Here is a 13,082-nt window from a genome sequence, read left to right as displayed (position 1 = left end):
GACTTGCCAACTATTTTGTGCGTAAAAGTGCAGCTGCTGCGGTAAAGCCAGAGCCAAACGCGCATAATGCGACAGTTTTATCAGTCGCTTGAGCGTCTAATGTTTCGCCCAAAGCAATTGGAATAGTGCACGATGAGGTATTACCAAAACGTGTAATATTGCTATAAAGCGTGCCTGAATGCATTTTCAAGCGCTTCTCAACCGCATTGGAAATACGTTGGTTTGCTTGATGTGGGATGACTAAATCAACCGTATTTAGAGCAATATTTGCTTGCTGGCAGCACTTATGCATAATCATTGACATGGTTTTAACTGCAAAGGTAAAAAGCTTTTTACCTTGTAGTTGTGTGAATTTTGACTCATCGGTTGGAATATTAAGTACATCACCATTCTCAGCAATCGCTGTTAATGAAATCTCATCAATAATAGCTTTAGAATCCGCTTGATGCTGATCACCATTAATAATCGTCGCAGTTGCTGCATCACCAAATAAAAATGCCGTATCAAAGTCTTTTTGATCCATGCGTTTGGTCATATACTCGGCACTAATTAATAACACACGTTTATTCGGACGTGTTTGCAAGTAATCACGCGCACTTTGCAAACCATATAAATAACCGCTACATGCCGCATTGATATCATAAGCAGGCACATTATGTTCACCATAAGTTTGATAAAGTCTCTCTAATATTAAGCAAGCCATAGAAGGCGAGATATATTGATCAGGCGTCGTAGTGGTACAAATCAGCATATCGATATCTGAGAGTTTAAGATTGCCACGAGTTAAAGCATCTTTGGCAACGTCTGTTGCTAGATCAACGATATTTTCATGATCAGCAAGCCAGAAACGTGATTCAATTCCGGTGCGATCAATAATATCGCGTGAGGTGTGCTCAGGGAAATTTTGTAAAAGCTCATCATTGGTTACCAGTCTTGAACCTGTTCTGAATGACGGCGTGCTAATGCCTACTGGATAAATGCTATGTTGCTTATTTTGCTTGGCAATTTCTTGTTGAATTTTGCGCGTTAAAATAGGGCGCTTTTGGATTTTTTGCTTATCTTGAGCCCCAGCTGGCAGGCGTAGTTTTAATAAGTTCTCGCCAACGGTTGCACGCTGTGATTCTTCGACATAAATCTCTTCAATCGTGCCATTACTTGGCGATAGAATTTCACCGGCTGATTTACTGGCCTCAAGATCAACTAATTTATCACCGACCTTAATTTCATCGCCGACTTTAACGTGTAACTCGGTAATAAGAACACTCTCGTCAGATGGGCTCGCACCAATGACTTCAACATTATAAAATCCTGCATCATTGTGGTTTTTGATCTCCCACTCAAGAGATAAGTCAAGTAACTCTGCAGCCCCTGTTAAAATACGCTCATAAGAAGGTAAAACCTCCATTTGATTGTCAAAATTGCAGGGCACATAAGTATCAGCGCGTGTTATACGCTTGACTTTAACAGCCCTTTTAGCATGTTCAACCACTGAGGCAATAAGATCACCGCCAACACCACAGGTATGATTATCTTCGTGTGTGACGATTAAGTGCCCAGTTTTTTCCACTGAGGCAAGTACCGTTGCAAGGTCATATGGTTTAATGGTGCGTAAATCGATAATTTCACTATCAATGCCAACCGTTTCTAAGGTTTCAGCGGCTTCTTGGCATAATGAAACGGTGTTACCCCAGCCAACAAAGGTAATATCAGAACCTGCTTTGACAATACGCGCTTTACCAACAGGTATGATTTGTTTTTCTACATCTGTTGATGTGGTATCAGCGATACTGGCATTATTAAGTAATTTTTTAGGGTATAAGAAAACACTAGGGCGATTAGACTCAAAAGCAGCATTAAGCATACCTGCAGCATCTGCGGCATTTGATGGCATGTAGACATCAATGCCAGGAATATGAGCAAAAGTGCCTTCATTGGTTTGTGCATGAAAGGGACCTAAGCCTGGGCGATAACCACCACAAGCAGCAAAGACAATAACTGGACATTCCCAGTCACCATTTGAGCGCCAATACATGGTAGCTAGTTCGGTAAACAGTAAGTTATACGCCGGTGGCATAAAATCAGCAAACTGAATAAAGGCAACAGGGCGTTTGCCAGTTAATGCCATGCCTATTGACACACCCATAATTGTTGCTTCAGCTAAAGGACTATTAACGACACGTCCTGGGAATTGGGTTGATAAGCCTTTGGTTACCCCAAAAACATCACCTTTGTCATCTTCAATATCTTCACCTAATAAACACACACGATCATCATTTAATAAACGCTGGCGAAATACCTCGCGCATAGCAGCCCCCATACCAAGGCGTGTTTCTTGTGAGAAGTCGCCACGATATTCAGGTGCAGTGGGTAATAAATGCTCCGGTAAGGGCGCTTCAGCATCAAAAGAAGCTTTAGGTGTCGTGCCTTTTAAGGCAAGCTCCATCGCTTCTCTAACGGCTTGTGATGTTTTTGCTTCAATCTCTTGTAGGAAGCTTTCTTTGACACCGGCATTTAATAAAAATTGACGACTTAACAAAACAGGATCATTGTGTGCAATGTTAGTTAACTCATCACGACTGCGATAGATTCTATGATCATCTGCATTACTATGACTATTTAAGCGCTCCACTTTAAAGACAATAATATGTGGTGCACGATTTTGACGCATATCACTAATAATTTTTCCAACTTTTTCATGCGAAGCAAATGGATTAGTGCCATCGATATAAGTAATTGGAATGTCATAAAACTCATTAGGTTGTGAGTGATCAGGTAATGAGAAAAAGGTATTACCCTTGGTTTGCGTGGAAATTGCATAATCATTATCCTGCACAACAAATAGCACAGGTAATGTGCGGCGTTTTGCTTCTGCAAAGGCTTCTAATACTTCACCTTGTTGTGTCGTACCATCGCCCATGCCACAATAAACAATCGGATTATCCGCATCATCTTTAACACTTTGCGCAATCCCAACAGCGGGCAAAGCCTGATTGCCAACAGGCGTGATAATGCTGACAATGTTGAGTTTGCGTTCACTGACACCAATCACCATTTGGCGACCATTGGAAGCGCCTTCAGCTTTACACAAAGAGCTGTAGAAAAACATTTTGGCTTCCATTCCGCGGGCGTGCATTAATGGCTTATCACGATAATGGCAGTGTAACCAATCTTGAGGTTTTAAGTATTCCGCAAAAATAGCCGCACCCTCATGACCCTTGGATGAGGCTAGGAAGTTGGCAGTGCCACTATTAACCATCTCAGCTTCGGTATTATCAATTTGACGAATGCTATACATTTTTTGATAGCAGTTAATTAGCATATCTAAGTTCGCAGTTGTTGCGTTCATTAAAGTTTGTTCCTTAAAAAAAGTATCCACAATATTGATGATCTGGATTTTAGTGTGGTAAATATTGGTAAAGTTCGCCCTTAATGTCAAATATAAATCACGCAAATGTCAAAAAAGCAGCGAGAAATAGGGCTGTGACCATATTCCTGACCACTTTGATTGTGTAAGCGTTGGCTGAGCGTCAGTTGAAGCCTCTATGAAGTGTGATTTTCGCAAGATTACCCATTTCGACTGATGCTCAGTGCACCGCTTCGACTTGCGCTCAGGGTACGGTGAGCACTTGTGGATGAATAAAGCACTTGAACCACTATAAGCTATATTTTTTTAAGAGTGCTTGCATGACTTCTTTACAGACCTGACGTACCCAGCGATTTTTTTTGTCATGTTTCAAGCGTTCAGGATACGATAGCTTAAAGGGAAGCCCAGGCAAATCAAAAGGCAGTGGTAAATGTTTTTTGTCAAAGACGCGTGCCAATATCGTTGAAGCAGTCATGACATATTTATCTTGTAAGAGCTCGGTGGCTGCGCGCAGACTACTGATTTGTAAACATAGATTACGTGGGTCAGGATGCCCTAAAATATCCAAGAGTAATTGATTGCTACTACCTTGGGAAAAAACGATATGAGGAAGTTGTAAATACTCATCGTAAGAAATAGATTTTTTAGCATCATCAAAAAAATAATCAAACATCAAAACACCTGTCTCATAGCTATAAATTTCGTCATTAAATCCTTCAATATGCGTGGGAATGCCAATGACGGCATCGACATTTTTAAGGGTTTGATCGTGGGCTTGTAGTGAAGTATAAGACAGGGTGGTAATACTTATTTTATGTTGGTTATTATATTTTAAAAAAGCATCGATAAGTGCTTTGGTGCTTGTTTCAGAAACCGCTTCGGTGATCTGTAGTTGAATATGCGTCGGTGTCGTGTAGGGGTCAAAATCGTGAGCTGGCATTAAACTTAGCATTTCATCGGTGATTCTAATAATTGGATTCACCATATCCTCAGCTTTAGGCGTTAATTTCATCTTATTGCCGTCGCGGATTAAAATGTCATCTTTAAACATGCCTCTTAACTTGCCTAAGCGCATGGTAATTGCAGGTTGTGATACATTCATTAATTTAGCAGTTACACTAATATTCTTTTCAATGAGAAGATGCCGCAAAATCATTAAATCACTGCTATCCATTGTAATCACCTTAAACGTCTTTGTTACGCATTTTTTGTTCTATAAATAGACAATAGCAAAATAATTCTATAAGTCCATTTTATAACCTATTTATAATGAACATCTACGAAACGGTCGTTTCATCAAAGTTCACACCGATAGCGGCATATAATTAAAGCGTTATAAAACGCAGTGAAAGATCTAAAAAAGATATAAAAATTATATTGAGCATATAAACGATCTGTTTTAAGCTGAAACTCAAGGAACCAAGGAAAATATAAAGTTGGAAAAATAAAAAATGTCTGAGTATAAGCCAGCTAGATTTGCGATGTTGTTTGCACCGATTTTGAGTATGTGTATCCTAACGATCGGCAATACTTTCTATACGACCTATACCACACTTGAACTTGAGCGAATGGGGCAGAGTAATTTTGTTGTCGGTTTGATTTCAGCAGCTTATTTCACTGGGATGGTGTTAGGCTCATATTTTACCCAACGACTTATTTTGCGCATTGGTTACATTCGCGCCTATGCACTATTTGCGACATTAATGGCAGCAGGTGCAATGTCTCAAGGCATCTTTTATGATGTGAATGTCTGGGCGGCAGCGCGTTTTATCTGTGGCTATGCGCTAGCGGGATTATTTATCGTTGTTGAAGCATGGTGCTTGGAAGGAGCTGGCAGCAAACATAAGGGATTGGTGCTATCAATTTATCTGTTTGTTTACTACTTTGTGCAGGCATCAGGGCAGTTTTTATTGAATATCCCTTTTGAGACGGTGCTATTAGCATTTTGTGTTATTTCAATTCTGGCAACTTTATCGATTATTCCTGTTTGTTTGACACGCTTTGAAACGCCAAAACAAGAGCATGTTGAGCTCTTATCACCTTTTGTATTGTTTAGAAAAGCGCCACTTGGCATCTGGACAGCGATGACCGCAGGCATGATTTTAGGGAGTATTTACACAATTTATCCATTGTTTCTGAAACAAACTGATGTGCCTGTGCATACGATTTCTTATATGATGTTTGCCATTATTATTGGTGGCATGCTACTGCAACTACCCATTGGCAAAATATCGGATGTTATTGATCGGCGATTGGTATTATTAGTCATGCTCATAGGCTCTGTGGTGGTTTCAATCCTTATTTGTGTCTTGCATGGAAGTTTTTGGCAGTTAGCTATTTTCTCCTTTTTACTAGGGGGGCTTACCTTTACCTTTTATCCATTATCGATTAGTCACTCTAGTGATTATCTAGATGCCGATCAACTGGTGGGTATCGTTGGTATCTTGGCGCTATCCTATGGTATTGGCTCTATGGTCGGACCATTGCTAACAACGTGGTTTATGTCCATTTTTGGACCCTATGGCTTCTTTACTTTTGTCGGCTTTATCTGCTTCTTATTAGGTGTTTATACTTTATGGCGTTTGCGTGCGCGTGAGGCGCCTAAGGATGATGAAAAAGTGGCTTTCCAAACAGTGGTTGCCGAAGCATCTATTGCGACAGAAGCTGTGGTCGAGCAGCAGCTAATCGAAGAAAAGGAAAGTAACGACCATAGATAAAACGATTGAGTAATTGATGGTTTCTGTTACGGCATTTAAAGGCGATTTTATCCCATAACCGTTGTGCAAGCATGCCCTTTGTGATCTTGAATAATATCCTTACGGCTTAAGTGCTTGTGCTTATTTTTTCCAATCCAGTGTGTGATGAGTAACTTATGATCACTAAATACAAACTTAATCTGCTGCTTGGCAATCAATAAGTATAGAAATTCCTGATAGACATAAACCAAATGGAAATCCACTTGAATATCCTTAATGTCAAACTTAGTAAGCGCTTTTTGCCATTTGTGGGTATGAAACTCACCAAAAAGTGAGATATCGTCACCTGTTGTTAACAGAAGTGTGTGGGGAATAATAATGGGAATATGTATTTCCAATTTTAAACCATGATGTGAAGCATATGCTCTAAGCTGTGATAAAGTCTCCGCTTTTAATTTATGCTGCTTAGGTAGATAAATTAACTTATCCATAAGATCTCCTTATAAAACGTACTGTTGATGGCTGTTGATTATCTAAGTAACACAGTAGATAAATTTCCTTATTCTGGTCACTTAGTTTATTTCTAAATGAGAGCACAGTATATGTTGCAATGCCAAAAATGAGCAATGAATGTCTGGTATTGATTAGAGTCTATGCGCCTTGTATGACCGTCAACTGGCGATGACGATCATACGCTGCACTCCCTCGTGCAAGAAGATGGCAGAAATTTTGTTAAGTTCAAATTATGGTTAAAGATTAGAGAGAGGCTGATTTTGTTTTTAGCCATCTCACAAATAAATAAGATGGGCACATCAATATGAGTACAACAATAACTTTTGAAGTTAATGACACCATTATAAGTTCAATAATTTCACCAACGGATTTTATTCCCCAAAACCATATGAAGTAGCCAATAATGGTAAAAATAGTAAGACCAATAATTGTTGAAAGAAAGCTTCTTAATACATACCATTTACCATTAAATACTCGTTGCCACTTTGCCATAAGGAAGATGTTGATCAATGCGCTTATAAATAATGCTAACAACGCACCCCAATAAACCGTTGGCAATGTTCCTATTACTTGATTATAAGCTGGTTGTTGTAAGAACGAGATCGGTGAGGGTAAGTGAATAATCCATCCCAAACCAACATCTAACAAAAATTCTGAGAAAAGTGTTGTATACAGTAAGAATCGAGCTGTTTTTTTGCCGTATAATTCCGTCACAATGTCACTGAGCAAGTAGACAATTGGGAAGGTGAACAGTGAATCTGAACCAGTAAAACCATTGATCTCAAAGAGTTTATAGGTTAGTAGATCGCTAGCAATTACAATCATTGCAGACAGTGATGCGATAACGATAAGTATTTTTGTGTCAAACAGCAATTTTTTATTATCCATGTTGATTTCCTTAATGGTTAAAGTTATTTGTTTTCTGATTAATTTAAGGTCTTTACCCGACGTACTAAAATTTATCTTTCTGATATCATAAGCCTATAAGATTGACATTTATGCCACAACTCAATTTTATTATTTTTGAATGAATAATAATTCGTTTATTATTTTATTCAATCTATAGATGATATAGATTTTGATATAAAGTGGTTTACTTTCAATCTCATTGGAATAATAATAAGCCCAAAAAATGACATGGTGAATGATCTATTATGATTGATTTTGGCAATATCAGTATCAATAACCTTGTTGTTTTTAGAAAAATTATTGAAACAGGCTCTGTTACTGAAGCTGCAAATCAGCTAGGGAAAACCCAACCAACGATCAGTGCTGCCTTAAAGCAATTAAGAAGCTATTTTGGTGATGGAATATTATTAGTTGATGAATATGGCAGATACGTACCAAGCCAACATGGAATGAGAGTTTACCTTGCTATCAATAATTTGTTTGAACATATTGCGCCTGAAAATGCGAGTATAAAAAACACTACAACAAATCACTATCGATTGCTTGTAACCGATTATTTTGCAACACTTTATTTAACGAGTTTACTAGAGTACTTTAAGCAAATTAATATTGAAGTAAAAGTGAGTGTTATTTCCTCTAAAGAGAAATTTTTCAAAACCATTAGCGATAATAAAGAGCAATATGACATATATGTTGGCTCTGATGAAAATATTGTAGGTTATAATAATCAGCAACTTGATCATGATCAACGTATAGTTATTGCTAACATAGACATGCCAATCGATTCGTTGAGTTTAGATCAGTATTTATGTGCTCGCCATGTGAGTCTTACCGAGAGCGAGCCGCCATTTTTTACTGATATTGTTGCGCAATCGGTCAAAAGGAAAAAAGTGATTACTTGTAACCATACCTTGTCACTACTACATTATATTTCACAAATGCCTGATGTTTTAATGACAACAACACAGAAAACCTATGATAAGTTTCGTCAGTTGTATCCTATTAAGGCGCTGCTTACAGACTTTAAACTACCAAAGAAAGTTATATTTATTAATTATTTAAACAAGGCACACAATAACGCTTTTGTTAATTGGTTTATGTTGTGGTGGGAACAATCAAAACGTGAATCAGCGAATTAGCGAATTTAAGTGCTCAAACATTTTCAGATCTCAGTGCGGAAAATATCTAGCTTAAGAAAATACAAAGTTATTATATTTAAATTGCCCAGCCATGATTAAGTCTGTTTTTATGCTGGTTAAAAAATTATTAGGATCAAGCTCGCCTAAAAAGAGAACAAGTGTGTTGTTTGGTAAGTTCTTGAAGCGAGTATCGAAAAACCAAATATCCTACTGTTTCCTTTGCTAAGCGCTTCAGGTAGAATCTCATCCCATGATGGAAGGCTAAGACCTATAACAATGAAAAAATCATTCTACAACATTCCTGCCACACGGCTTCTGCCAAGTAAGTGGGATCTTTTCTCTTTATTTTTTGTACTTTCAATGGTGTTTGTTGTCGCTTGGGTGTGTAGCTCGTTAGGTGGTAGTGTTGATTATCGTAATCTTACTAGCGTGACGCAATATGAGCATATTTCGATGGATTTGTGGAATCTACCAAGATATGCAGCTGATACCACGGTGCGGATGTTTATAGCCCTTTTTTGCTCATTTATCTTTAGCTTTGTTATCGGTGCATGGGCAGCTAAGAGCAAACGTGCTGAGAGCGTGATTATCCCGATTATCGATATATTTCAATCGATTCCGATTTTGGGCTTTTTAGCTATAACTATCACGGGTTTTTTAGCTATTTTTCCGTATTCGTTATGGGGCGCACAGCTGGCAGTAATCTTTGGACTTTTTACTGCGCAAGCTTGGAATATGATGTTAAGTTTTTACCAGTCGCTTAAGACAATACCCAAGGAATTGCGTGAAGCGGCTGATATGTATCAATTATCAGGTTGGCAGCGTTTTTGGAAGCTTGAAGTACCTTTTTCAATGCCTGGGCTTATCTGGAATACGATGATGTCGATGTCAGCCAGCTGGTTTATGATTGTCGCATCTGAAAGCATTGTCGTTAATTTCTCAGCGACAACGTCAGCGGCTATTAATTTACCGGGGATAGGTACTTTTATCGATCAGGCAAATAATGAAAGAAATTTCACAGCAGTTATTGCTGCCATTGTTGTTATGCTGATTGTGATCGTGCTTTATGATCAACTTATCTTTCGTCCAATTGTTAAATGGTCTGAGAAGTTTGTCGTTAGTGATATGCAGCAAGAAACCGGTTCAAACTCATGGTTTTTAACGTTATTACAACGCTCAACGATTTTGCAAAGCTTTAGTCATTTTATGGCAGTGCAAGCCAATCGATTGGTGAATATTTCATACCTTAAAAAAGACCTAAGTAAAAACTATAATCAAATCGAGCATCAAAAAAATGAGCGTGAAAACTCTCGACTACAAGCCGCTATTTGGCAGCTGTGCGTTGCGTTAAGTGTTGCCTTGTTTTTATATTTATCTTGGCAATTTATCTATGGTAATAAAGAGGATCCCATCACCTTTGCCGAGACTGTTAAAGTCTTTGGCTATGGCGCATTAACCGCAGTGAGGGTTTTTGTGCTTATTATCTTAGCTTCAATTATCTGGGTGCCCATTGGGATTTGGATTGGTTTAAGACCAAAGGTTGCTGAGAAAGTGCAGCCTTACGCACAGATTTTTGCCGCTTTTCCTGTGAATGTGCTTTATGGATTATTTGGTACCGTTGTTATCGCGTTTAATTTAAATTTTAATATCTGGTGTATCTTGCTTATGGCACTAGGTACGCAGTGGTATATCTTATTTAATGTGATTGCCGGTGCCTCTGCCATACCTTATGAGCTAAAGATGGCAGCTAAAAACATGCAATTAAAAGGCATGGTTAAGTGGTTTAAGTTTTTATTTCCTGCTGTGATGCCGTTTTATGTTACAGGTGCGATTACTGCCGCAGGTGGTGCTTGGAATGCCAGTATTGTCTGTGAGTATATCAACTGGGGCAAAGACTCGGTGATTATGGCTTCAGGTATTGGTGCTTATATTTCTGAGCAGTATAACGCGCCAGGAGATCACACTGCCAATATTGCATTGGGTGTCGTTGTGATGTGTATTTTAGTCGTACTAACGAATAAGCTGTTTTGGCGCAGATTGTATAACTATGCTGAGAAACGTTTCAGCATGAATATGTAACTGTTAAATATTAGCAAGTTTCAGAATTTGAAAACGTAAAAATTTATAATTAAAAAAATAAAAAATGGTGGATCATTGTGATGACAACTGAAGCAATCAGTAAGGTAAAACCAACCACAAATAAAATTATATTGAATGTAGATAAAGTCTCTAAAGCATTTAGAAAGGCGGATCGTCAAGATTTGGTGGTGTTGGATCATGTTGATTTTTCGATGAAAGAGGGTGAGATTGTCGCACTCTTAGGTAAATCAGGTTCGGGTAAATCAACTCTACTTAGAATTATTGCCGGATTGACCGCACCGACAACAGGTGAAGTGATATATCGCGAGAAAAAAGTCTCAGGTCCTGTGCCGGATATTTCGATGGTCTTTCAAAGCTTTGCACTCATGCCGTGGCTTACTGTGTTACAAAATGTGGAACTAGGGCTTGAAGCGCGTAATATCAACGCCAAAGAGCGTAAGGAAAAAGCGCTCAAAGCGATTGATATGATTGGTTTGGATGGATTTGAGAATGCCTATCCTAAAGAGCTTTCAGGTGGAATGCGTCAACGTGTTGGTTTTGCGCGAGCTTTAGTTTTACAGCCGGATCTGTTGTTGATGGATGAACCATTTTCAGCGCTTGATGTGCTAACGGCTGAAAACTTACGTGAGGATTTGCTTGAGCTGTGGGAAAAAAATGATGCGATGAAGGGCATTTTATATGTTACACATAACATTGAAGAAGCCGTATTAACAGCGGATAGAATCATTATTTTTGGTAGTAACCCTGGCTTTATTCGTGGTGAGTTGAAGGTTGATTTAACACATCCTAGGAACTCAAATGACGAAGCGGTTGAGGATCTCATTGACGAAGTCTATCGCATGATGACAACGTCAGAAACGCGTGAGTTAACAGAGCGCATGAATAAACGCAAAGCACTGAATATCGGTTATCGCTTACCAGATGCTGAAGTCTCTGAGTTAACAGGTCTGTTAACCGAGATGGATGATCTTCAAGCCAAAGGATCGATTGACTTACCAGACTTGGCAGATCACGTGCGTTTGGATATCGATGATTTATTCCCGATTATTGAAACGTTGTCTGTACTGCATTTGGCGAGTGTTTCCGACGGGGATATCACGATGACGGCTTTAGGTAAGCAGTTTATGAATGCCGACATTGAAGAGCGTAAAGTGATATTCTCTAAATTATTAGTGCAGCATATTCCATTAGCGCGCCATGTGGTCAAAGTGCTAAAAGAGCGCCCAAATAAAAAAGCACCTGAATCACGTTTCTTATCAGAGCTTGAAGATCATTTGAGTGATGATGAAGCAGCACGCGTATTTAATACCTTTATTGGTTGGGCGCGTTATGCTGAGATTATTGAGTATGATGCGGCACTTGGTGTATTAAATCTGGATGAAACGAATACATAAACTAATGGCACTACCTTAAGCGCTGTCAATGCATAAAGACGCACTTTAAAGCATGAATTTTTTGAAGTCAGTAACCGCATGGGTGTACATATTTTTGCCTAAAAACTCAAAAACCAAATGGATATAATACCCCAAGAAATTTAAAGCAACGCTTTATTGAGGAATTAGAGAAGGTAAAAGTAGGGTTAAGCAAAAAAAGGTTGCACCAAGAAATATGATAAAGTCTGCGAAAAACTAGGGAGATTAAAAGAAAAATACAGCAAAGTAGCGAGTCATTTTGAGTTAGAGCTAAAAGCAGATGCCAACAAAGAAAATGCTTTATCCTTGACTTGGCATGACAAGGAAACTCGGGCGAATAAAAACAAGGGAATTTACTGCATTCGCACCAATCAAGCCCATTTAAATAATCAACAAATATGGCAAACCTATTGCATGCTCAATGATATTGAAGCTGCTTTTAGAGTATTAAAAAGTGACTTAGGGATGCGCCCTGTTTATCATCAAACCACAGAGCGCATAAGTGGTCATATTTTTATTAGTATACTTGCCTATCATATTTTGCATTGCATCCGTTTTCAGCTTAAGAAAGTTGACATACATGATAGCTGGAAGACTATTTTGTTAAAATTAAGCACGCATTATCGTGTCACGACCACGATGCAAACCAAAGAGGGGAAAACCTTACATATTCGTAAGTCAGCTAAACCCAATCACGAGCAGTCTAAGATTTATAAAGCCTGTAATGCGCCAGCTATTCCGCTAAAGCAGATCATCACAACGCTATAACGCGTCGATCACGTCTTCACAAAAAATCAAAAAATCAAAAAAACACAAAAAATCTGTAGTGCCTTAACTCACCTTCGCATATGGCGCAAAGCATTATGCTGTCTACGTTTCAGAAATTTTGCTTACCAAGTTGGATTACGTTCAGGGTACGGTGAGCACTTGTGGGTGAACATTTAGTCTT

The 13,082-nt window shown here is 38.6% G+C and carries 8 protein-coding genes and 1 pseudogene; 5 read left to right on the top strand and 4 right to left on the bottom strand.

Features of this window, described 5'->3' with window-relative positions:
• Positions 1–10: 10 nt before the first annotated feature.
• Complete coding sequence (locus DNJ75_RS07535; protein ID WP_117002837.1) at positions 11–3,346, bottom strand: beta-ketoacyl-ACP synthase 3; 3,336 nt, start codon at positions 3,344–3,346, stop codon at positions 11–13.
• Positions 3,347–3,653: 307 nt separating this feature from the next.
• The gene (locus tag DNJ75_RS07530) at positions 3,654–4,538 is read right to left on the bottom strand and encodes a LysR family transcriptional regulator (protein ID WP_117002836.1); all 885 of its coding nucleotides are present in this window, start codon (positions 4,536–4,538) and stop codon (positions 3,654–3,656) included.
• A gap of 277 nt (positions 4,539–4,815) precedes the next feature.
• Here DNJ75_RS07530 and DNJ75_RS07525 point away from each other — a divergent pair, with 277 nt between their 5' ends.
• Complete coding sequence (locus DNJ75_RS07525; protein WP_117002835.1) at positions 4,816–6,081, top strand: MFS transporter; 1,266 nt, start codon at positions 4,816–4,818, stop codon at positions 6,079–6,081.
• 47 nt (positions 6,082–6,128) lie between these two features.
• Here DNJ75_RS07525 and DNJ75_RS07520 read toward each other — a convergent pair whose 3' ends face one another.
• Positions 6,129–6,551, bottom strand: coding sequence for a hypothetical protein (locus DNJ75_RS07520; RefSeq protein ID WP_117002834.1), 423 nt, complete (start codon positions 6,549–6,551; stop codon positions 6,129–6,131).
• Positions 6,552–6,816: 265 nt separating this feature from the next.
• Entirely contained in the window at positions 6,817–7,461 is a 645-nt protein-coding gene (locus DNJ75_RS07515; protein WP_117002833.1) for a queuosine precursor transporter, read from the bottom strand.
• A gap of 266 nt (positions 7,462–7,727) precedes the next feature.
• On the opposite strand from DNJ75_RS07515, the gene DNJ75_RS07510 reads away from it, so the two are divergent.
• The 4 genes and pseudogenes from DNJ75_RS07510 to DNJ75_RS07495 all read left to right on the top strand — a co-directional run.
• Positions 7,728–8,621 carry a LysR family transcriptional regulator gene (locus tag DNJ75_RS07510; protein WP_117002832.1) on the top strand — a complete coding sequence of 298 codons (894 nt, stop codon included), beginning with the start codon at positions 7,728–7,730 and terminating at the stop codon, positions 8,619–8,621.
• A gap of 360 nt (positions 8,622–8,981) precedes the next feature.
• A complete protein-coding gene (locus DNJ75_RS07505; protein WP_373282847.1) occupies positions 8,982–10,700 on the top strand; it encodes an ABC transporter permease in 1,719 nt (572 codons plus the stop codon).
• A gap of 80 nt (positions 10,701–10,780) precedes the next feature.
• Entirely contained in the window at positions 10,781–12,115 is a 1,335-nt protein-coding gene (locus tag DNJ75_RS07500; protein WP_117002830.1) for an ABC transporter ATP-binding protein, read from the top strand.
• 143 nt (positions 12,116–12,258) lie between these two features.
• A pseudogene (locus DNJ75_RS07495) lies at positions 12,259–12,901 on the top strand (IS1634 family transposase); the annotation flags it as partial.
• Between the last annotated feature and the right edge of the window lie 181 nt (positions 12,902–13,082).

Origin of the sequence: Cysteiniphilum litorale, assembly GCF_003428165.1 — a bacterium.
GTDB lineage: Bacteria > Pseudomonadota > Gammaproteobacteria > Francisellales > Francisellaceae > Caedibacter > Caedibacter litoralis.
Note: the sequence above shows the minus strand (reverse complement) of the source record. Positions and strands in the feature narration are given on the sequence as shown.

Coding starts and splice junctions, on each gene's coding strand:
- DNJ75_RS07510 (WP_117002832.1), top strand. CDS start 7,728: ATGATTGATTTTGGCAATATCAGTATCAATAACCTTGTTGTTTTTAGA.
- DNJ75_RS07505 (WP_373282847.1), top strand. CDS start 8,982: ATGGTGTTTGTTGTCGCTTGGGTGTGTAGCTCGTTAGGTGGTAGTGTT.
- DNJ75_RS07500 (WP_117002830.1), top strand. CDS start 10,781: ATGACAACTGAAGCAATCAGTAAGGTAAAACCAACCACAAATAAAATT.
- DNJ75_RS07530 (WP_117002836.1), bottom strand. CDS start 4,538: ATGGATAGCAGTGATTTAATGATTTTGCGGCATCTTCTCATTGAAAAG.
- DNJ75_RS07525 (WP_117002835.1), top strand. CDS start 4,816: ATGTCTGAGTATAAGCCAGCTAGATTTGCGATGTTGTTTGCACCGATT.
- DNJ75_RS07535 (WP_117002837.1), bottom strand. CDS start 3,346: ATGAACGCAACAACTGCGAACTTAGATATGCTAATTAACTGCTATCAA.
- DNJ75_RS07515 (WP_117002833.1), bottom strand. CDS start 7,461: ATGGATAATAAAAAATTGCTGTTTGACACAAAAATACTTATCGTTATC.
- DNJ75_RS07520 (WP_117002834.1), bottom strand. CDS start 6,551: ATGGATAAGTTAATTTATCTACCTAAGCAGCATAAATTAAAAGCGGAG.